General features: G+C 71.6%; 22 protein-coding genes and 1 tRNA gene. 6 read left to right on the forward strand and 17 right to left on the reverse strand.

What is annotated here, in order from left to right; all coding sequences use genetic code 11:
- Positions 1-7: 7 nt before the first annotated feature.
- The 3 genes from FVA95_RS10935 to FVA95_RS10945 form a co-directional block, all read right to left on the reverse strand.
- Positions 8-592, reverse strand: a complete 585-nt coding sequence (locus FVA95_RS10935; RefSeq protein WP_060710949.1) for a DUF3090 domain-containing protein — start codon at positions 590-592, stop codon at positions 8-10.
- 96 nt (positions 593-688) lie between these two features.
- Positions 689-1,402 (reverse strand): histidine phosphatase family protein, encoded by a 714-nt coding sequence (locus FVA95_RS10940; RefSeq protein ID WP_149664107.1) that lies wholly within the window; start codon positions 1,400-1,402, stop codon positions 689-691.
- A gap of 30 nt (positions 1,403-1,432) precedes the next feature.
- The gene (locus FVA95_RS10945) at positions 1,433-2,254 is read right to left on the reverse strand and encodes an undecaprenyl-diphosphate phosphatase (RefSeq protein ID WP_149664108.1); all 822 of its coding nucleotides are present in this window, start codon (positions 2,252-2,254) and stop codon (positions 1,433-1,435) included.
- Positions 2,255-2,422: 168 nt separating this feature from the next.
- On the opposite strand from FVA95_RS10945, the gene FVA95_RS10950 reads away from it, so the two are divergent.
- Together FVA95_RS10950 and FVA95_RS10955 are read left to right on the forward strand one after the other, a co-directional pair.
- Complete coding sequence (locus tag FVA95_RS10950) at positions 2,423-3,370, forward strand: aldo/keto reductase (protein WP_149664109.1); 948 nt, start codon at positions 2,423-2,425, stop codon at positions 3,368-3,370.
- 104 nt (positions 3,371-3,474) lie between these two features.
- Positions 3,475-3,759, forward strand: coding sequence for a DUF5703 family protein (locus tag FVA95_RS10955; RefSeq protein ID WP_062400830.1), 285 nt, complete (start codon positions 3,475-3,477; stop codon positions 3,757-3,759).
- 29 nt (positions 3,760-3,788) lie between these two features.
- On the opposite strand, the gene FVA95_RS10960 is transcribed toward FVA95_RS10955, so the two are convergent.
- On the reverse strand, positions 3,789-4,559 hold the full coding sequence (locus FVA95_RS10960) for an SDR family oxidoreductase (protein ID WP_149664110.1): 771 nt from the start codon (positions 4,557-4,559) through the stop codon (positions 3,789-3,791).
- A gap of 51 nt (positions 4,560-4,610) precedes the next feature.
- Positions 4,611-5,942: a M20/M25/M40 family metallo-hydrolase gene (locus tag FVA95_RS10965; protein WP_149664111.1), complete on the reverse strand. Its 1,332-nt coding sequence runs from the start codon at positions 5,940-5,942 to the stop codon at positions 4,611-4,613.
- A gap of 99 nt (positions 5,943-6,041) precedes the next feature.
- On the opposite strand from FVA95_RS10965, the gene FVA95_RS10970 reads away from it, so the two are divergent.
- Positions 6,042-6,126, forward strand: a tRNA-Leu gene (locus FVA95_RS10970).
- Positions 6,127-6,443: 317 nt separating this feature from the next.
- Positions 6,444-6,797, forward strand: a complete 354-nt coding sequence (locus FVA95_RS10975) for a nuclear transport factor 2 family protein (RefSeq protein ID WP_043281071.1) — start codon at positions 6,444-6,446, stop codon at positions 6,795-6,797.
- Between the two features lie 13 nt (positions 6,798-6,810).
- On the opposite strand, the gene FVA95_RS33905 is transcribed toward FVA95_RS10975, so the two are convergent.
- The 11 genes from FVA95_RS33905 to FVA95_RS11025 form a co-directional block, all read right to left on the reverse strand.
- The gene (locus FVA95_RS33905) at positions 6,811-7,032 is read right to left on the reverse strand and encodes a hypothetical protein (protein ID WP_368667315.1); all 222 of its coding nucleotides are present in this window, start codon (positions 7,030-7,032) and stop codon (positions 6,811-6,813) included.
- Positions 7,033-7,866, reverse strand: coding sequence for a Glu/Leu/Phe/Val dehydrogenase dimerization domain-containing protein (locus tag FVA95_RS10980; RefSeq protein ID WP_368667316.1), 834 nt, complete (start codon positions 7,864-7,866; stop codon positions 7,033-7,035).
- 63 nt (positions 7,867-7,929) lie between these two features.
- Positions 7,930-8,850 carry an LnmK family bifunctional acyltransferase/decarboxylase gene (locus FVA95_RS10985; protein ID WP_149664112.1) on the reverse strand — a complete coding sequence of 307 codons (921 nt, stop codon included), beginning with the start codon at positions 8,848-8,850 and terminating at the stop codon, positions 7,930-7,932.
- Positions 8,851-8,854: 4 nt separating this feature from the next.
- Positions 8,855-9,106 (reverse strand): acyl carrier protein, encoded by a 252-nt coding sequence (locus tag FVA95_RS10990; protein ID WP_149664113.1) that lies wholly within the window; start codon positions 9,104-9,106, stop codon positions 8,855-8,857.
- A complete protein-coding gene (dmpG, locus tag FVA95_RS10995) occupies positions 9,106-10,140 on the reverse strand; it encodes a 4-hydroxy-2-oxovalerate aldolase (RefSeq protein WP_149664114.1) in 1,035 nt (344 codons plus the stop codon). The genes FVA95_RS10990 and dmpG overlap by 1 nt, the downstream gene beginning before the upstream one ends.
- Positions 10,137-11,030, reverse strand: coding sequence for an acetaldehyde dehydrogenase (acetylating) (locus FVA95_RS11000; protein WP_149664115.1), 894 nt, complete (start codon positions 11,028-11,030; stop codon positions 10,137-10,139). Before FVA95_RS11000 ends, dmpG begins: the two co-directional genes overlap by 4 nt.
- Complete coding sequence (locus FVA95_RS11005) at positions 11,027-11,848, reverse strand: 2-keto-4-pentenoate hydratase (protein ID WP_149664116.1); 822 nt, start codon at positions 11,846-11,848, stop codon at positions 11,027-11,029. The genes FVA95_RS11000 and FVA95_RS11005 overlap by 4 nt, the downstream gene beginning before the upstream one ends.
- Positions 11,845-12,828: a trans-aconitate 2-methyltransferase gene (locus FVA95_RS11010; protein ID WP_161992269.1), complete on the reverse strand. Its 984-nt coding sequence runs from the start codon at positions 12,826-12,828 to the stop codon at positions 11,845-11,847. The genes FVA95_RS11005 and FVA95_RS11010 overlap by 4 nt, the downstream gene beginning before the upstream one ends.
- Before the next feature lie 32 nt (positions 12,829-12,860).
- A complete protein-coding gene (locus FVA95_RS11015) occupies positions 12,861-13,481 on the reverse strand; it encodes a response regulator transcription factor (protein ID WP_205015820.1) in 621 nt (206 codons plus the stop codon).
- Positions 13,482-13,594: 113 nt separating this feature from the next.
- A complete protein-coding gene (locus tag FVA95_RS11020) occupies positions 13,595-14,893 on the reverse strand; it encodes a M20/M25/M40 family metallo-hydrolase (RefSeq protein ID WP_240051409.1) in 1,299 nt (432 codons plus the stop codon).
- An 8-nt stretch (positions 14,894-14,901) separates the two neighbouring features.
- A complete protein-coding gene (locus FVA95_RS11025) occupies positions 14,902-16,311 on the reverse strand; it encodes an MFS transporter (protein ID WP_149664119.1) in 1,410 nt (469 codons plus the stop codon).
- Positions 16,312-16,503: 192 nt separating this feature from the next.
- Between FVA95_RS11025 and FVA95_RS11030 the strand changes: the two genes are divergently transcribed.
- Together FVA95_RS11030 and FVA95_RS11035 are read left to right on the forward strand one after the other, a co-directional pair.
- A complete protein-coding gene (locus FVA95_RS11030; protein ID WP_240051410.1) occupies positions 16,504-17,907 on the forward strand; it encodes a PLP-dependent aminotransferase family protein in 1,404 nt (467 codons plus the stop codon).
- Position 17,908: 1 nt separating this feature from the next.
- Positions 17,909-19,090 (forward strand): CdaR family transcriptional regulator, encoded by a 1,182-nt coding sequence (locus tag FVA95_RS11035; protein WP_149664121.1) that lies wholly within the window; start codon positions 17,909-17,911, stop codon positions 19,088-19,090.
- Here FVA95_RS11035 and FVA95_RS11040 read toward each other — a convergent pair.
- Positions 19,041-20,432, reverse strand: a complete 1,392-nt coding sequence (locus tag FVA95_RS11040; RefSeq protein WP_149664122.1) for an MFS transporter — start codon at positions 20,430-20,432, stop codon at positions 19,041-19,043. The two genes, FVA95_RS11035 and FVA95_RS11040, sit on opposite strands and share 50 nt — an antisense overlap.
- Between the last annotated feature and the right edge of the window lie 68 nt (positions 20,433-20,500).

The raw sequence follows: 20,500 nt of genomic DNA on the forward strand, positions 1-20,500 counted from the left end.
TCGAGCGTCACTCCGTCCCGGCCACGGGGTTGCGGTCGTGGTAACCGTTGAGGCGCACGCAGACGTGGCCCTCCGGGTCGAGCGGCTCGGCGCAGAGCGGGCACGGCGCTCGGCCGGCGTCGACGACCTTCTCGGCGCGCTCGGCGAAGGACTTCGCCGCGGTCGGGGACAGGAACACGCGCAGCGCGTCCGGGCCCTCCTCGGTGTCGTCGAGGACGACCGACTCGTCGATCTCCTCCTCGGTCACCGCGAGCAGCTCGACGACGATCGAGCTCGAGTCCGCGTCCCAGCCCAGACCCATGGTCCCGACCCGGAACTCCTCCTCCAGCGGGACCGCGAGCGGGTCGTTGTCCGACGAGCCGGTGGCCACCGTCGTGCCGAGCAGGTTGTCCTCGCCGAAGCGCTTGGACACCTCGCCGAGCAGCGCCGTGATGCGTTCGGCCAGCACCGAGACCTGCTGCTTCTCCAGCAGGACGCTGATCGTGCGGCTGCTCTCGATCGCCTGCAGGTAGAAGGCGCGATCGCCGGGCTCGCCGACGGTCCCGGCCACGAAGCGGTCGGGTCGGCGGAAGACGTGGATGACGCGTGCCATGACCCTTCCCAGGGTAGGCGTATCCGGCTCCGGGGGCATCCCCGCGGTCACCCGCGGGTGCCGTCATCGCGACGATGCGAGGTGGATCACTCCGCCTCAGGCGTTGGTCGATCCCCCGACCACGGCGTCGGAGGCGCTCACCGGCTGCTCCTCGCCGTCGGCCGGCTCCGGCTTCGGCCTGGGGACCAGGCTCGCGACGTCGCCGGACTGCTCGTTCATCCGCGCGACGAACGGCCGCAGCTCGGTGTAGGTGACGACGCTCACCGAGCAGGTGTCGACGACGATCCGCTGGAAGTTGTCGAGGTGGGTGGCCAGCGCGTCGGCGAGAACGGCCTTGATCACGTCGCCGTGGCTGCAGGCCAGCAGGATCGCGTCCTCCCCGTGCTCGGCGCGGACCCGGCCGACGTGCCGGCGGATCGCCGCGACCGAACGGGCCTGCATCCCGGCCAGGGACTCGCCGCCCGGGAAGGTCGCGGCCGACGGGTGCGCCTGGACGACCCTCCAGAGATCCTCCTTCAGCAGATCGGTGATCTTCTGCCCGGTCCACGTGCCGTAGTCGACCTCGGCCAGGTCGTCCTCGACGACCGGTTCCAGCCCGCGGGCCGCCGCGAGCGGCGCGACGGTCTGGCGGCACCGCTCCATCGGGGAGGTCACGACCGAGGCGATCGGGAGGGCCGCGAGGCGGTCGACGACGGCCGCGGCCTGCTCCCGTCCGCGGTCGTCGAGCTCCACGCCCGGGGTGCGCCCGGCCAGCACGCCCGCGGTGTTCGCGGTGGACCGGCCGTGCCGCAGGAGGATCAAGGTCGTCACGCCGACCGAGGCTACGCGGCGTGGCGCCGGTCAGTACGCGCTGACCGCGCCGAGCGACAGGGCGGCGAGCAGGGCGACACCCAGCGCGATCCGGTAGGCGACGAACACGTAGACGGTGTTGTTCTGCACGAACCGGAGCAGCCAGGCGATCACCGCGTAGCCGACGACGAACGCGACCACCACCGCCACCAGCATCTGCGGACCGGACGGGCCGTCGCCGGCGAACACGTCGGGCAGGGTGAACAGGCCGGCCCCGAACACCGACGGGATCGCCAGCAGGAACGAGTACCGCGCGATCGCGGGCCGGGTCAGGCCCAGGAACAGGCCGGCGGTGATCGTGCCGCCGGACCGCGAGACACCCGGGATCAGCGCCATGGCCTGGGCGAAACCGAGCAGGACACCGTCCCGCCAGGTGATCTTCTCCATCGGCTTGACCTGCGAGCCGAAGCGCTCGGCCAGCCCGAGCAGGGCACCGAACACGATCAGCATGACCGCGACCAGCCACAGGTTCCGGGCGACGCCCTCGATCTGGTCCTTGAACAGCACCCCCAGCACCGCGATCGGGACCGAGCCGATGATGACCAGCCAGGCCAGCCGGTAGTCGTCGGTCGCGCGGACCTCCGCGTTGCCGAAGCCGCGCACCCAGGTGATGAACAGGTGCCAGATGTCCTTGGCGAAGTAGACGATCACCGCTGCCTCGGTGCCGATCTGGGTGACGGCGGTGAACGCCGCGCCCGGGTCCCGGCCGAATCCGACCGCCGAGACGATCCGCAGGTGGGCCGAGGAGGACACCGGGAGGAACTCGGTGAGCCCCTGGACGATCCCGAGGACGACGACCTCGATCCAGCTCACGACCGGCTCCCGTCGCGGCCGCGGGCGGGGGTGTCCCGGTCGGGGGTCGTCCGGCCCTGGCGGCTCGGCTCCTGGGTGATCACGGGCCGTCACCGTACTCGCCGAGACGGGCGTCACTCTGCGCGCCCTCACCGGTCCGACGGGCCTGCGCGCCTAGGCTCGGCGACCGTGCAACGCAGACCGGTGGGCAGCAGCGGCCTCGAGGTGTCGCGGGTCGGCCTGGGCACGATGACCTGGGGAGAGGACACCTGCCCCGCCGACGCGGCGGACCAGCTGCGGGCGTTCGTCGACGCCGGCGGGACATTCGTCGAGACCGCCGAGGACTACGGCGGCGGCGCCGCCCAGCAGGTGCTCGGCGGGCTGTTGCGGGGCACCGTGCGTCGCGACGACATCGTCCTCGCCGGGCGCGGCACGACGACCCCCGACACCGGTGAGCGGGCCTCGCGGACCGCGCTGCTGCGCTCGCTGGACCGCACGCTGCGCCGGCTGGGCACCGAGTACCTGGACCTGTGGCAGTTCCCCGGCTGGGATCCCCGGGTGCCGCTGGACGAGACGCTGTCCGCCGTGCAGGTCGCCGTCTACTCCGGACGGGTCCGCTACGCCGGGCTGGTCGCCCCGGCGGGCTGGCAGCTGGCCACGGTCGCGGGCAGCGCCACGGCCGGGCCCGACCCGGCCGTCTGCCGCCCGGTGTCGGCGCAGGTGGAGTACTCGCTGCTCGCCCGGGAGCCGGAGGCCGAGCTCCTGCCCGCCGCCCGGCACCACGGCCTCGGGCTGCTGGCCTGGGCCCCGCTCGGCCGGGGCGTGCTGACGGGCAAGTACACCGACGGCACGCCGGCGGACTCGCGGGGCGCGAGCGCGCTGCTGGCGTCGTACGTCGAGGCGCGCCGCACCGAGCACTCGGCGCGGATCGTGCAGTCGGTCCTCACCGCCGCCGACGGGCTCGGGACCTCGCCGCTGTCGGTGGCGCTGACCTGGGTGCGGGACCGTCCGGGGGTGGCCTCGGCCGTCGTCGGGGCGCGGGACGCGGCCCAGCTGCGGGCCTCGCTCGCGGCCGAGGACCTGGTGCTGCCCGCCGAGATCCGCACCGCGCTGGACGACGTGAGCGATCCCGTCTGAGCCTCCCCGCCGGCCCGGGTGCCCCTTACAGTGGGAATGCCCGACGCGACACCCACCGTTCACCCGGTGGGCACCGACGAGCACGGCACGACCGGGAGGCACGCATGACCGAAGGCGCTGGGAACGGGTCGGAGGACTCCGCCGCCGGGAATCGGGTGGCCGGGACTCGGGACGGCGACGGCTGGACCGACGACCGGTACGAGTACCGCCCGGTGCGCATCGAGGGGGACGTCTCCCGGCTCACGGCGTCGGTCCGGCTGGCGATCCAGGCCGAGTTCTCCGGCTGGGAGCTGTCCCGGCTGCGGCTCTACCCCGGCGGCGTGCGCAAGATCGTGCTGCGACGCCGGCTGGGCGCCCAGCAGGGCCTGCTGCCCGAGCCCACCTTCTGACGGCTCCCGCCGCCCACCCGCGGTAGGGGTCAGGCGTCCTGCCAGCCGACCTCCGGCGGTGTGCCCGCCCCGCGCGGGCTGGGCACCCCGCGGAACCCGTAGGGCGCCGGCTCGCGACCGGGCTGGACGTACCAGCACTCCCCCGGCTCGCCGCGCTCGATCATCTGCTCGATCGCGGCGGCGACGTCGTCCGCCGTCAGCAGCGGGAAGTCGCCGAACTGGGCGCGGACGTTGCCGATCAGCGGGGTGTCGGCGAACCCCGGGCACACCGCGGTGACCCGGATGCCCTCCCCTGCCAGCGCCGGGCCCGCCGCCCGGACGTAGCCGACGACGGCGTGCTTGGTCGCGGTGTAGAGCGCGTCGCCGGGCAGGCCGATCAGCCCGGCCAGCGACGCGGTCGCCACCACGTGCCCGCCCCCGGCGCGCCGCAGTGCCGGGACGGCGGCGTTGAGCCCGAACACCACGTGATCGAGGTTCACCCCGAGGATGCGCCGGTAGCCGTCCAGGTCGAGGTCGGTGACGCCGGACTGGCCCGCGGTGACGCCGGCGTTGAGCAGCACGACGTCGAGCCGCCCGAACCGCTCCTCCGCCGCGGCCACCGCGGCGGGCAGCGCCGTCGGGTCGGTGACGTCGGCCGGGAACGCCAGACCGCCCGCCTTCTCCGCGACGGCCGCGGCGCCGTCGGCGTCCCGGTCGACGACGACCACCTGCGCACCCGCCGCCACCAGCCGGTCCACCGCGGCCGCGCCGATGCCCGACGCGCCCCCGGTGACCAGGGCGACCTTGCCCGAGAGATCCATGCCGCCACCCTGCCACCCGCGGGCCGGGTACGTCACGGCGCCGGGCGGAGGTCAGGCGGTCCGCAGGAAGCGGTCGAGTACCCGGGTGCCGAACGTCAGCGCGTCCACCGGCACCCGCTCGTCGATGCCGTGGAACAGCGACGCGAAGTCCAGCTCGGGGGGCAGCCGCAGCGGCGCGAAGCCGTAGCACTTCATGCCCAGCGTCGAAAACGCCTTCGCGTCGGTCCCCCCGGACAGCATGTAGGGGACGATCTCGGCGGTCGGGTCCTCGGTGCGCAGCGCGGCCTGCATCGCGTCGGTCAGCGCGCCCTCGAACGGCGTCTCGACGGCGGGCAGCTCGGTGACCCACTCGCGCTCGACGTCCGGACCGAGCAGCTCGTCGACCTCGCGCAGGAACGCCTCCTCGCGGCCCGGCAGCACCCGGCAGTCGACGACCGCCTCCGCCGTCGACGGGATGACGTTGGCCTTGTACCCGGCGTTCAGCATCGTCGGGTTCGCGGTGTCCCGGACGGTCGCGCCGATGATCCGCGAGATCGGCCCGAGCTTGGCCAGGGCTCCCTCGAGGTCGTCCTCCGGGTACTCGACGCCGGTCAGCTCGGTCATCCGGTCCAGGAACGCCCGCACCGTGTCGGTGATCGTCAGCGGGAACGTGTGGTTCCCCAGCCGGGCGACGGCCTCGGCCAGGATGGTGACGGCGTTGTCGTCGTGCAGGAACGAGCCGTGACCGGGCTTGCCCTTGGCCCGCAGCCGCATCCAGGCGATGCCCTTCTCCGCGGCCTCGATCAGGTACGCCCGCTGGTCCTCACCCAGGGTCAGGGAGAACCCGCCGACCTCACCGACGGCCTCGGTGCAGCCTTCGAACAGGTCCGGCCGGTTCTCCACCAGCCACTGCGCGCCCCACTTCCCGCCCGCCTCCTCGTCGGCGACGAAGGCCCACACGATGTCCCGCGGCGGGACGACGCCCTCACGCTTGAAGCGCCGGGCGACCGCCAGCATCATCGCGTCCATGTCCTTCATGTCGACGGCGCCGCGGCCCCAGACGTAGCCGTCCTGGACCGCCCCGGAGAACGGGTGCACCGACCACTCGCTCGCGTCCGCGGGGACGACGTCGAGATGGCCGTGCATCAGCAGCGCGCCGCGGGTGCGGTCGGCGCCCTCCAGCCGGGCGATCACGTTCATCCGCTTCGGCATGCCGGACTCGACGAGCTCGACGTCGTAGCCGGCCTCGCGCAGCTTGTCCGCCACGTAGTCGGCGGCCTCGGCCTCACCGGCGAGGGTCTCGGGGTCGCCGGTGTTGGTCGTGTCGATCCGGATCAGCTCCGAACACAGCTGCACGACCTCGTCCTCGGCGCTGGTCGGGTGGTCGTTCGCTGGAGCGGTCATGGGCGTCGTTCTACCACCGGCGGCCCGTGCCTACCCCGCCGCAACCCGGTCGCCGGCCTCGGCTATGCTCCCCCCACGACGCGATCGAGAGATCGCGACGTCCGAGTGGCGGAATGGCAGACGCGCTAGCTTGAGGTGCTAGTCCCCGTATAAGGGGGTGGGGGTTCAAGTCCCCCCTCGGACACAGTTTCATGGCTTTCGTGCCGCACCTGGCGTGCCGGTGGTGGAAGGCACTCCGACACCACGGCGGCGGTCGGGCCGCCAGGTACGGCCGGTTCCGGTGAGCACAGGGCCCATCACGCCGCTGCTGGTCCCGGCAGCCGTTGTGGCCGCACCACGTCACAGCACCCACCGCGTGTGCCACCCCCCCTTCCCACGCTGTCGACCGGGGCAGCGGCCACCACCATCGCCCTCCCGTCGTCCACGGCATGTGACTTTCGGGGTAGCGACGTGTGCCGATCGGGGCTTCTACTGTGGTCGCCGCACATTTACATTTCAGCCATGGGCGCACACGGTGACCGGGTCGCTGGAATGTTCGCGGCCATCGACACCCGGAATTGGGACGAGCTGTCGGAGTTCTTCCACCCCGAGATGGTCTACGAGCGACCCGGATACGACCCGTTCGTCGGCCGCGATCGCATCATGCGTTTCTACCGCGAAGAACGGGTCATCGCGAAGGGGCGCCACACCCTCGACGGCGCGATCGTCGAGGAGGAACGGGCGGCCGCGTGGGGCCGGATCGAGGCCGTGCGCAACGACGGCGAACCCGTCACCCTCGGGTTCGCCGACATCTACCTGTTCGAGGACGGTGCGATCAAGGTGCGCCGCAGCCACTTCTTCGTGCCTGCGGTCTGACCGCACCGCCCCGTCAGGCCTGGGGGACCAGCGGCGGGCCGACGTGGCGCAGCGCCTCGATGCGCCGCTTCGCGAGCTGCTCGGCCGCCGTCGCCGTGTCGATGCCGTCGGCCCGGGCCGCGGCCAGGATCTCGCCGGTGGTACGGCCGATCCGCAGCACCGTCGCACGGGTCTGCTCGGGATCGTTCCCGAGCCAGTTGCCCACGTAGAGCAGCAGGCCACCGGCGTTGGCCACCTAGTCGGGCACGTACAGGATGCCGGCGTCGGCCAGGGCCACCGCGTGCCGCGGCTCGGCGAGCACGTTGTTGGCCCCACCTGCGACGATGCGGCAGCGCAGCGCCGGGATCGAGGCGTCGTCGACGACCGCGCCGAGTGCGCAGGGGGCGAACACGTCGCAGTCGACGCCCAGGATCTCGTCCGGATCGACGACCTCGACGGGGAGATCGACGGCCAGTCGTTCGACCTTCGTGCGGTCGACGTCGGAGATGACGAGCTTCGCGCCCTCCTGCGCGAGGTGCCTGATCAGCGGCTCGCCGACGTGGCCCGCGCCCTGCACGGCGATGCGGCGTCCCTCCAGCACCGGGGACCCGTCGACGAACTCGACGGCGGCGCGGATCGACTCCAGCACCCCCAACGCCGTCAGCGGCGACGGGTCCCCGGTGCCGGAGAAGACGCGCTTCGCCTCGACGGCGAGCACGTCCATGTCCGCCTGGCTGGTGCCCACGTCGACGCCGGGGATGTAGCGGCCGGCGAGGCTCTGCACGAAACGCCCGTGCGCGCGCAGGAGCGCCTCGGTCTTGTGCCGTGCCGGATCACCGATGATGACGCTCTTCGCGCCGCCGAAGTTCACACCGGCGATCGCCGCTTTGTACGTCATTCCCTGGGAAAGGCGCAGGACGTCGTTGAGCGCCGTCTGCTCGTCGGGATACGGCCACATCCGCACTCCGCCGATGCCGGGGCCCAGGGCCGTATTGTGCACCGCGATGATGGAACGGAGGCCACTGTTCGGGTCCGAGCAGAAGACCACCTGCTCGTGTTCCATCGATGCCATCGTGTCGAACAGGTTCATGGAGCAACTCTGGCCGCGTCGACCAGGTTCGGAAATGGCCACCCGCAGCCGAAGTGGACCCTTTCAGCCGGCCGCCACCTCCGCCTCGATCGACGTGGCCGCAAGCAGCTTGCCCGTCGTCGAGTCGTGCAGGCTCAGGTCGGCGATCTCGACCTCCGGCCGTGTCTCGCTGGTCCATCGGCGGACGTTGACGGTGAACACCGCGCCCAGGTCGGCGTTGCCGAAGTAGCCCATCTTCTGGTCGACCACGCGGCGCTCCAGGAACCGCGCGTCGTCGCGGCCGAGCTCGCGCCACAGGCGCAGCAGGGCGGTGTCGAAGATGGCGAAGTAGGACGCGAAGTAGACCAGCCCGGCGCCGTTGACGTCGCGCACCGTGTCGAGCGGGTAGGTGTAGCTGGTGGTGGGACCGGCGACGAAGCCCGGTGGTGCGTCGGTGCAGAACGTGCCCGCCTCCCGCGCCCGTCCGACGATGCCGCGTGGGGAGAACCGGTTCGGGATGCGCGGCAGGTCGGCGAACTCGAAGTCGGGCGGCGCCGTGGTGGCCAGATCGGCGTTGGTGCCCGGCCGGGTGCGCGCGATCCAGCGATTCCAGTTCTCCACGTACATGCAGTCCGGGTGCGGGTTCTCGTAGAACTCCTCCGGTTCCAGCGGCACGTCGGCCCGGTGGAGGCCCGCGGGTGCCAGTACGTGCAGCGTCAACGTCGACTGGCTGCCGAACTGGAACACCCGCGAGGTCAGGTCGAGCTCGTCGCCGAACGCGAGCCCGTGCGGGTGGACGACCTTCCCGCCGCGGACCCGGTAGTAGTAGAACGACAGGTAGGCCGGGTCGCCGGTCGCGGTACGGGCGGCGTGCACGTTGGTGCGGCACGCCGCGGCCACGGCCTCCCACGTCCAGTCCCCCACCTCGCCGAACACGAGCGAGCCGCCGCTGCACATCCCCGGCGAGACGACCACCCGGCGGGCCAGCGTGTTGACCGTCTGCACGGCCTCAGCCCTGCCGCTGGTCGGCCGGCAGGCGCTTCTCCAACAGCGCAGCGACGTCGCCGAGCGTGGGCAGCTCCAGCAGCTCGTAGTCCTGGACCTCGAGGCCCAGGCGGCTGCGCAGCAGTCCTGCGAGCTCGGCGGCGGTCAAGGAGTCCAGCCCCACCTCGCCGCACCGCGCGTCCGCGCTCAGGTCCTCGGCACAGAGCTGGAACTCGTCCACCAGGATCTCGGTGAGGACCGAGTAGGTCGAGATCATCACGCACTCACTTTCTCTGCGGCGGCACGGGCCATCGTCTGGGCGACGTCGACGATCAGGTCCTCCTGACCGGCGACCGCCTGGAGCCGGCCCAGGGCGAAGAACACATCGCGCGGATCGACGCCCTCGCGGGCCGACACCTCGATCACGCGGGTCTTGAACCCGGAGAACACTCCGGCGAGCCCGCTCACGATCGCGACCGAGTCGACGGCGGGTGGGGCGGTCATGAGATCGCGTTCGGCGAGGTCGGCGGCGTCGAGGAGCTTGTAGAGATCGATGCCGGTGTCGAACCCGATCCGGTCCAGGACGGGCACGAGCACCTCGAGCTGGGTGTTGCCGGCGCCGGCGCCGAAACCGCGGGCGCACGCGTCCAGGATCGACGCGCCGGCCTCGGCCGCGGCCACCGAGTTCGCCACGGCCATGCCGAGGTTGTTGTGCCCGTGGAACATCACCGGTACGTCGACCGCGGCGCACATGGCCGTGATCCGCTCCGTGACGTCGCCGGGCAGGTAGTGCCCCGACGAGTCCATGATCCCGACTCCGGTGGCGCCGAACCCGACCAGCCGGGCGCACTCCTCGGCGAGGCCCTCCGGGGTGGCCATGTGGCTCATCAGGAGCACGGCGTGTGCCTCCACGCCGCGCTCACGCAGGTGCTCGAGATGGCGCTCGGCGAGATCGCCCTCGGTGCAGTGGGTGCCGATGCGCACGAGATCGACACCGTGCGCGACGGCGTCGTCGAGATCGCGCACGGTGCCCCAGCCCGGCAGCATGAACACGGCCATCTTGCTGGTGGTGAGCGCTTCCCGGACGGTCGCGAGCATCTCGTCGTCGCTCAGCAGCGCCTTTCCGACCTGCAGCGACGACGCGCCCAGGCCGTTGCCGTGACCGACCTCGACGACGGGCACGCCGGCTGCGTTCGCCGCCTCGGCGTACCCACGGAGCTGCTGCGCGTCGAGCTGGTGGCGAACCGCGTGGTGGCCGTCGCGCAACGTCGGGTCGTGGATCTGGATCGTTCGTGCCGGTGCCGCACTCATGACGCCTCCGCCTCGGCGATCGACCGCCGGTCGTCCGCACATCGCTCGGCGACGCTGAGCGCGGCGGAGTTGATGATGTCGAGATTGCCCGCGTAGCGCGGGAGCCGTTCGCCGGAGGCCGTGACCTCGACGGCGACGAACGCCCGCTCGTCCTGCACCGAGCACGCCGACACGACGAACCCGCCGACGAACCCGCGCAGTTCCTTGGCCACGCCCTCGGCGAGGTCTCGGACCGAGTCCTCGCGGAAGCCCGAGCCCAGCATCGACATGGCCACCCGGAAGGTCGCCGGCGGCCGGGCGGGGCTGATGTTGAGGATCGCCTTCACGTCGCCGACACCGGTGAAGGTGCGGACGGCGTCCTGGGTGGTGTCGACGTACTCGTCGAGGTTGATGCGCGTGCCGTGACCGACGCTGAGGGTCGCGGCCGTGGTGACCACCTCGACGTAGTCGACGTGGTGTTCCGCGGTGATCGCGTGCAGCACCGGGATCGCCGCCTGCCCGCCGCAGGTGACCATGCTGATGTCGCGCAGGCCCGCCGCGCTCGCCCCGTTCACGGTCGGGACGACCATCCGCCCGGCCCGGCTCGGGGTCAGGTCGACCAGCATCGTGTCGAAGGGCGCGAGCCGTTCGGCGTGCTCGGCATGCGCGACGGCGTTGGTGGCGTCGAAGACGACGTCGAAGGGCTCGTCCACCTCGATGATCGAGGAGATGCCGCGGTCGGCGATCGGCATGCCGAGCCGGGCGGCCTGGCGGAGCCCGGCGTTGGCTCCGTCGCGGCCCACGACCAGGCCCAGGTCCAGCACGTCCGAGTGCATGATCTTGTCGGCCAGGTCGACACCGATGAGCCCGGCACCGAGCACTGCTGCGGAGAGCCCGCCTGTTCGCTTCATCGGGGAATCCCCCTCTTCTCATCCGGTGGGACGGCCTGTCCCGCGTGGACGGTGATCGCGCCGAGCCGGTCGAACTCGGCAGTGCAGGTGTCGCCGTGCTCCAGCGGGACCGCGGCGTGCAGCGCGCCGGTCATGACCAGGTGCCCGGCTTCGAGGGTGATCCCGTGCTCGCCGAACACGTTGGCGAGCCACGCGACGACCGCGACCGGGTCGCCGAGTGCGGCGGCGCCGGTACCGCTCGCGACCACCTCGCCGTTGCAACGGAACGTGACACCGACTCGTCGGTAGTCGGTGCCGGCCGTGGCCTCCACCCAGGAGCCCAGCACGGCCGCCCCGTTGGAGGCGAGATCGGCGATCGTGTCGGCCAGGCGGATGCGCCAGTCCACGATCCGGGAGTCGACGATCTCCAGCCCGGCCGCGACCCCACCGATGGCGGCACGCGCCTGCTCGACGCCGACACCGGGCCCGGTCAGCGGCGACGCCAGCCGGAACACGATCTCCGCCTCCACCTTGGGCGCGATGAACCTGCCGCGGTCGAGGACGGCGCCGTCCGCGTAGAGGGTGGAGCCGAACACCGGGGCGAAGTCGGGGGTGTCGACCCCGAACATCTCCTGCATCGGAGCCGAGGTGAGCCCCGCCTTGTAGCCGACGACACTGTCGCCGTCGGCCAGCAGCAGCGCCGTCAGCTCCCGCTGGACGGCGTAGCCCTCGGCCGCGCCCAGGGTCGGGTCGTCGTCGGTGAACGGGGCGACCGGCTGCTGCGTCGCGCGGGCCTCGTACAGGATCTCGGCGCGGCTGCGCGCGTCGGGCGCGATCATCGGCTCGCGATGATCAGGCGGCTGCCCGGCATCGGCAGCGGGGTGAGCGTCACGTCGCCGAACCCGGCACGGGTGAACGCCGCGCGCCATTCGGTCTCGGTCGGGAGGTTCACCTCCATGGACGCGGCGTGCAGGTAGGTGAACAGCGCGCTGAAGGCACGTTCCCGGGGATCCTGGGCGTACGGGACGCAGTCGGTGACGATGACGCTCCCGCCCTCGGCGAGGCCCTCGCGGCAGGTGCGCAGGATCCCCTCGAGCACCTCCGGCCGCGCCGCGGTGTCGTGCATGACGAACCCGGCGTGGACGACGTCGGCGCCCTGCACCGGCTCCGGGTGCTCCAGCAGCGACTCGATGGGCCGGTTGACCATCGTGAGCCGGTCGCTCACCCCGGCCAGCTCCGCGGCCTGCTCGGCCGCTCCGCAGGCGCCCGCGCTCATGTCCAGGGCCAGGCCGGTGCTGGTCGGCAGCGCCGTCAGCAGCTGGATCAGGAGCCCGCCCGCGCCGGACCCGAGATCGACGATGCGCTGCGGCTTGCGGCTGAGGATCTCCGCGACCTGGCCGGGGTAGAAGCCGGCCGAGCCGATCCAGCGTGACGAGATCGCCACGCTGCGCCCGTCCCGGCTGTACCTGCCGGCCACGGCGTCGGGTTCCCGCAGGAACTCCGCCGCGTGGTCGAGGTAGGGCCGGTTCGCGGTGAGCGACCAGGACAGGTAGCCCGCGGCGTAGCGCCGATCGGCCATGTCGGCGCACGGGGTGAAGCTGTCCTCGCCCGCGGGATCGAGCAGGCCGGCGGCGACCAGCGCCCCGAGGAAGGACCGCGCCCCGGCCTCGGGGACCGAGGCGAGCGCGGTGACCTCGGCCAGGGAGAACGGGGCCTCCCCGTCGAGCAGCGTGGAGATGCCGACGTTCTCGGCGATCTCCAGGAGCGCGGCGTCGGCCGCGAGATCGGCGGCGATTTCTCGGACTGAATTCGTGGTCATTCGTCGTCTCCCCATGTCGGACAGTGGGCCGTTCAGAGGATCTGCAGGGCCGCCGCCCGGTTGATGGCATTCGTCCGTGAATGCACCCCGAACTTGGCGTAGATGTTTGTGAGGTGCCTTTTCACCGTGCCGGCGCAAATGGACAGCCGGGCGCCGACCTGGGCATTGCTGAGCCCCTGCGCGACCAGGTCGAGCACCTCCACCTCGCGGGGCGACAGCGGTCCGCGAGGTGTTTCACCGAACCGGTGGACGGCGATTGCCGGCAGCGCGAGGAGCACCTGGTCGCTGCGTGCGCCGACCGTGCGGACGACGGCGAGCAACTCTGCGCGCGTCGACCGCTTCGAGACGTATCCGTGGGCGCCGGCAACCATCAGCCTGCGCACGGCACGTGTGTGCCCGTGGACGCCGAGCACGACCACACGCGGCGCCGACGGCGCCGTGACCAGGGAGTGAAGCACCTCGACGGGCCCATCCGCGGTCTCCGCGTCGAGCAGCACGACATCGGGCCGGTCGCGCCGCACGAGCGCCACCGCGGCAGGGCCACCGTCGGCCTGACCGATCACCCGCAGATCGGGCTCGATGTCGCAGAGCTCGGCCAGACACTCCCGCAACAACGTGTTGCCGTCGACGAGGGCCAGGCGCAACTGATTCACCGAAGCCCCTTTCGGATCCACTCGAAGATACTGTCCAGAATACGGTTCTCACGTTTCCTGGATGGAGGTCAACGTTACGCGTCGGTTACTGTCGGACCGCTCTCGGGCGGGACTCAGCATCGGTCGAAGAAGTCGTCGAGCACGGGCACACCGAAACGCAGGGCATCCACCGGAACACGCTCGTCGACACCGTGGAAGGCCGCCGGGAAATCGAAGTCGGCCGGCAGCTTGAGTGGGGCGAAGCCGTAGCAGGCGATGCCGAGCCGGCTGAAGTGCTTCGCGTCCGTACCCGCGGGCAGCAGGTACGGGATCACACCGGCGCCCGGGTCGTGGCGGGCCACGCTGGCCGCCATCGCGTGCGTGAGCGGTGTCGGGAAGTCCGTCTCGACCGCGATGTCCCGATAGAAGATCTCGCACGTCGCGTTCGGCCCGACCAGCGCGACGAAGGACGCGATGAACTCGTCCTCGTGCCCCGGCAGGAACCGGCAGTCCAGCTCGGCGCTGGCCAGGCTCGGGATCACGTTGGTCTTGTTGCCGGCGCTGATCAACGTCGGCGACGCGATGTTCTGCAGCGAGGCGCCCACGATCCGTTCGAGCGGGGAGATCGCCTTGAGCAGCGCGTCCGGGTCGTCCGGGTGGAACTGCTCGTCCAGTTCGGCGGACAGCGCGTCGATGAACTGCCGGGTCGTCGGTGTGAGCTGGACCGGGAACCGGTGCTCGCCGACCCGGTGCATGATCTCACCGAGCTGCGCGATCGCGTTGGAGGAGTTGAGCATGGAGCCGTGCCCGGCGATCCCCTTCGTGGTCACCCGGAACCAGATGACCCCCTTCTCCGCGGTCTCCACCAGGTAGAGCCGGCGGCCGTTCGGCAACGTCGCCGAGAAGCCGCCGACCTCACCGATCGCCTCGGTGCACCCCTCGAACAGCTCCGGTCTGTTGTCCACCAGCCATCGCGCGCCGAGCCGACCGCCGTTCTCCTCGTCGGCGACGAACGCGAGCACGACGTCGCGCGCCGGCGGGCGACCCGCCCGCATCCGCGCCCGGACCACGGCCAGCATCTGCGCCGCGAAGTACTTCATGTCGACCGCGCCACGGCCCCACAGGCAGCCGTCGGCGATCTCCCCGCCGAACGGGTGGTGTCGCCAGAGCGCCGGCTCGGCCGGCACGACGTCGGTGTGGGCGTGCACCAGCAGGCCGGGCCGCTCGGGATCGGCCCCGGGCCAGCGCGCCATCACCGTCGTGCGACCCGGGCGCGGCTCGATCAGCTCGACGTCGAGACCCACCTCGGTCAGCAGCCCCGCCGCGTACTCGGCGGCGAGCCGCTCACCGGGCCCGCGGTCGTCGCCGTAGTTGGACGTGTCGAACCGCATCAGGTCGCGGCAGATGGAGACGGCCTCGTCCTCGGCACTCATCGGCGCGCTCATCGAGCGGGGCCCTTCGGCAGGTCGACCTCCGTGAGCGGGCCGGGCCCCTCGACCGCGGGTGTGACCGACTCCAGCGACCTGCCGGTGGTCCGCGGGCCGAGCACCAGCACGTTCACGATCAGGACGGCGAGCGCGGCGGCGACCACGCCGAACACGAACTCCGGCCCGATGACCAACGCGGGGAGCAGGACATAGGGCAGTGCGGCCGTGGTCAGCCGGCTGATCGAGTACGCGACGCCGGCACCGGTCGCCCGGAGGGCCGTCGGATAGATTTCGCCGTGATAGACGTGGTAGGCATTCGAGTAGATGTTGCTCACCAGCGTGAAGATGAATCCCCACAGGATGATCGCGGCGGGCGACTGGGCGTACCCGAAGAGCAGCCCGGCCACCGCCATGCCACCCGCGGTCACCGCGATCAGCACCTTGCGTTCCACGCGTTCCACAATCGGTAGGGACAGCGCCGAACCGAGCGGGTAACCGATGAAGATGAACCCGAGATAGGCCAGGGAGGCGACGATCGAATAGCCCTTCGCGGCCAGCACCAGCGGGGCGATGGTGCCGAATCCGTAGTAGCCGAACGCCGAGCAGAAGTTGAGCACCCAGGCCATGGTGGTGGTGCGCCGAAAGCGGGGAGCGAAGATGGCCGACAGCGGCATCTTCTCGGCAACGGTCGGACTCTCCGGTTTCCGCTCGGGCTCCGGCAAAACCTTTCCACTCGCGCGGGCAGCGTTCTCCCACTTCGTCATCAGCGCGTCCGCCTCGTCGTGGCGACCGACGGCCTCCAGCCAGCGGGGTGACTCCGGCAGCATCCGCCGCAGCACCCAGACGATCAAGGCACCGAGCGCACCGAGGATGAACATCCACCGCCAGCCGTCGACGCCGAATGGGCTCAATGGCACGAGAATGCTGGCCAGGAACCCGGCCGTCGGCACGCCGAGGAAACCCACGGTGTAGGCGAGCGCGGTGAACCGGCCGCGCAGCCTGGCCGGCAGCAGATCGGCCAGGTAGGCATCGGCCAGTGCCAGCTCGGCACCCAGGCCCACTCCGGCGAGGAATCGCGACACCACGAGCACTTCGACGTTCGGAGCGAGGCCACCCACGAGCGAGAAGAACGAATAGATCCCGAGATTCAGCAGGAACGCCCGCCGTCGACCGATCCGGTCGGCCACCCGGCCGAGGAAGATCGCTCCGATGAACTGTCCGACGAACGCGCTCGCCAACACCGCCTTCAACGGGTCGGCGCCGAGCTCGAAATGCTGCTTGAGCACGCCGGAGAGCGTGCCGGCGAGGAACACCTCGTAGGTGTCGAAGAACAGTCCGAGACCGACGCACACCACTGCCATGACGTGCAGCCGGGTGATCGGCATTCGGTCCAGCCGCGCCGATATCGTCATCGCATCAGACATAGGAGCCTCGTTCCGTCAAGGAGTCTGCCTAACGAATTAACACAACCTTGTGTCAGCTGTAACATGTGGCGCAGCGATCACTCGCCGGCGCCGCCCCCGTCGACTACCATCGGCGAGTCTTCCTGCGGCGCGCACCTTTGGATATGGCCAATGACATCGGAAATGGACCGTTTTCCGACCGATATCCTCGGCGTGCTCGGAGACTGGTCGGCCGGCAGCGGGCCGCTCCACCTGCGCATCGCGAGGGCGGTCCGCGACGCGATCGAGTCCGGCGCGCTGCTGCCCGGGCGGCGGCTCCCGTCGGAGCGTCAGCTCGCCGACCAGCTGGCCGTGAGCCGCACGACCGTCGTCGCGGCCTACGACCGGCTGCGCGGCGAGGGCCTGCTCGTGAGCAGGCGCGGCAGCGGCACCCGCGTGAGCCTCGACGCGCGGCCCCGGCGCGAGTTCACCGCGGCCGTGCCGGAGGGCCGTACCACCTCGATCGTGCGCCGGCTCATCACCGGGCAGAAGGACGTCATCTCACTCGCCATCCCCGACTGGGACGACAGCGCGGGGATCGGCCAGGCGGTCCGCGAGACGGTCGAGTCCGACCTCAAGGAGCTGCTGTCGGGCACGGGCTACCAGCCGCGCGGCCTGCTCACGCTGCGGGAGGCGGTCGCCGACTCCTACACCCGTGCCGGGCTGCCCACCACCACCGACCAGATCCTGGTGACCAACGGCGCGCACCCCGCGGTGCTGCTGGCCACCCAGCTGTACGTGCAGCCGGGTGTGAGCGTCGTCGTGGAGAACCCGAGCTGGCCCGGCTACCTCGACATCTTCACCAACGCAGGTGCGCAGCTGGTCGGGGTGCCGCTCGACGACGAGGGCATCGACGCCGTCCAGCTGGACCGCACGCTCGCCGAGCGGCCGCCCGCGTTCGTCTACGTGATGCCGACCTACCAGAACCCCACCGGCATCCTCATGTCGCAGGCCCGCCGGCAGGCGCTGGCCCGCATCACCGCGCGTCACCGCGTCCCGGTGATCGAGGACCACTCCTACATCGGGTTGGCCCACGGCGACGCGCCACCACTACCGATCGCCGCGTACGGTGCTCCGCAGGCCGAGGTCCTCACCGTCGGGTCGCTCGACAACGCCGTCTGGCGGGGACTGCGGGTCGGCTGGCTGCGGGCGTCCGCCGACATCATCGACTCCCTGACCTACCGCAAGAGCCTCATCGACCTGGGCGGCCCGCTGCTCGACCACGCCATCGCCGCCCGGCTGCTGCGCCATCACGGCTGGCCGATGACGACCCGCTCGGCCGAGCTGTCGAACCGGCTCGACGTGCTGGAGGAACTGTTGCGCGATCGCTTGCCGGGCTGGCGCTGGCGCCGCCCCGACGGCGGGATCGCACTGTGGGTGACGCTGCCGCGGCCGAACGCCACCGCCTACGCCCAGCTCGCCCTGCGCCACGGCGTGGAGGTGCTGCCCGGCCCCGCGCTGGACGCCACCGGCCGCGACGACAGCCACATCCGCGTCCCGTTCACCCAACCGTCGCACGTGGCCGCCGAGTTCGTCGATCGGCTGGCGCTGGCGTGGGCCCAGCTGGAACGGTCGTGAGGTGGGTAGCGCGCTCGACGAGGACTGGCCCGAGGTCCGCGGGCTGTGTGCCGAGGTGCGCCGCGACGTGCCCGTCATCGTCCCGGAGATCGTCACGCACATCCGGGCGGCGTCGCCCGACTACGAGCACGTGCCGCGCGCCGACCACGAGAAGCACGTCGGTGAGCAGTTCCGCGGCCTGCTCGACGGGCTCGCCGCCCGGTGCCCGCCCACGGCGGCGCAGACCGAAGCGGCCCGGGAGCTGGGGCGGCAACGGGCCCGGCAGGGGGTGCGGGTCGAGGAGATGATCGGCGCGTACCACGTCGGCTACCGCGAGATGTGGAACGTGCTGCTGGCCAGGGCCGACGAGCGGGAGCCACAGATCGCGGCGCACCTGGTGCGCGTCGTGGACCTGTGGTGGACGTGGATCCGGCTGATCAGCAGTGCCTCGGCCGACGCGCACGCCGAGACCCTGCGTTCCCAGCACGCCGTGCAGATCACCATGACGCACCGGTTCCTGGAGATCCTGCGCGCCGGCGAGGACCCGTCGGGTGAGGCCGTGCACCTCGCCCGTGCGCTGACGTTCGACCCGGACGGGTCGTTCCAGGCCGTCTGCTTCCTGCTGCCGAGCCGGCCCGAGGACGGGCTCGACCAGCTGCGCCAACGGCTGCGGCGGCTGCCGGGCACGATCCACTCCGCCACCCGCGGAACGCACGGCGTCGTGCTGTGCCAGGCCGCCGCAGCCGACCTGGTGACCGCGACGGTGCACGAGGCGCTGCCCGGGGAGGCCGTCGGCATCGGTCTGCCCCGGCCGGGCCTGGCCGGGGCCGAGGCCAGCATCGTCGACGCCGAACGGGCGCTGGCCGTGGCGGGCGCCGGCGAGGCGGTGCTGTTCGGCGAGGAGTGGCTGCCCGCGACGTTGCTGCCGCACGGGCCACGGCTCGCACCGCTGCTGCAGACCGGCAGCGACGTGGCCGCCGACCACCCTCATCTCGCCGACGCCGTCCTCGGGTACGCGGAGTGCGGGTTCTCGATCACGTCGGCCGCGAAGTCGCTGAACCTGCACCCGAACTCGGTGAAGTACCGCCTGGACCGCTGGACGCAGCTGACCGGCTGGGATCCGCGTGAGGTGCGCGGTCTGCTGAACTCGTGGATCACCCTGCGGATGCGGGAACGGTCGCGTACCGGACGAGCAACGCGATGACGCCGACGCCGACGGCGCAGATGACCATGCCGATGTGCATGCCGGTCACCACCGAATCGGCGGAGCTCATGATGCCGCCCAGCACCGCGACGCCCAGCACTCCGCCGAGCTGGCGGCTGGCGTTGAACACACCGCTGCCCGTGCCGGTCAGGCCCGGTGGGGGGCTGACCACCGCGAGCGAGGCCGTCGGTGGGAGTGCCAGCCCGCTCCACAGGCCCTGCAGGGCCATCGCCGCGCCGAGCACCCAGTACGGCGAGGTGGCATCGCACAGCACCATGAGCAGGAAGCCGGGCACCCCGACCAGCGCGGCCAGGTAGACCGGCACGCTCAGCCCGCGCTCGATCATCAGCCGGCTGGTGAGCAACGGCGGGGCGAGCGCCGTCGCGATGGTGATCGGGAGCAGCTGCAGGCCGGCGACCAGCGCACTCGTCCGATGCACGGTCTGCAGGTAGATCGCGAGCAGGAACAGGGTGCCGAAGAAGACGAACTGGAACACCAGCCCGTTGACGGCGGCGACGGTGAACCGGCGATCGCTGAACAGTTGCGGCGGGACGAGCGGATGGGCGCTGCGGGCCTGGACGACGACGAACGCGGGCACCGCCAGCACGACGAGCGCCCCGGCGGCCAGGATCAACGGCGACGTCCAGCCGTACGACGGGCCCTCCATCAGGGCGAACGCCAGCGCGCCCAGCGCCGCGATCGCCAGCACCTGCCCCCACCCGTCGATCGGCCGGCGCGGCCCGCGCGGGATGTCGGTGATCGTGCGGCGGGCCAGCAGGTAGATCCCGACGCAGATCGGCACGTTCACCACGAAGATGGCCCGCCAGCCGAGCGTGTCGATGAACAGCCCGGAGATCAACGGGCCCGCGGCGAGCGCGGCCGCGCCGGTGCTGCCCCAGATCGCGACGGCGCGCGACCGGGCGCCCGGGTCGGCGAACAGGTGCGGGATCAGCCCGAGCAGGGCCGGCAGCAGCAGTGCCGCCGCGACCCCCTGCAGCAGCCGGAAGCCGATCAGCAGCTCCAGGCCCGGCGCCAGGCCGCACAGCAGCGAGGTGACCGCGAAGCCGAGCACGCCGAACCGGTAGGCACGGTCGTTGCCGAGCCGGTCACCGATCGCGCCACCGCACAGGATCAGCGCGGCCACCGCCAGCGTGTAGCCGTTGACGACCCACAGCAGCCCGCTGAACGAGCCGCCGAGCGACTGCTGGATGTGCGGGGCCGCCAGGTTGACGATGTTGGTGTCCAGCATGATCACGAAGTTGCCCAGGCACACCGCGACGAAGCCGAGTGACCGCCGACGAGTCGGTCCGGCTCCGATCCCGACCTCCACATGCTGCGACATGCACCCAGCGTCTCCCTCGACGGCCGACCGGGTAATGCACTCGACCACGATTTTCCGGGCCACGAGTT

Source organism: Pseudonocardia sp. EV170527-09, assembly GCF_008369905.1.
In the GTDB taxonomy this organism is placed as follows: domain Bacteria; phylum Actinomycetota; class Actinomycetes; order Mycobacteriales; family Pseudonocardiaceae; genus Pseudonocardia.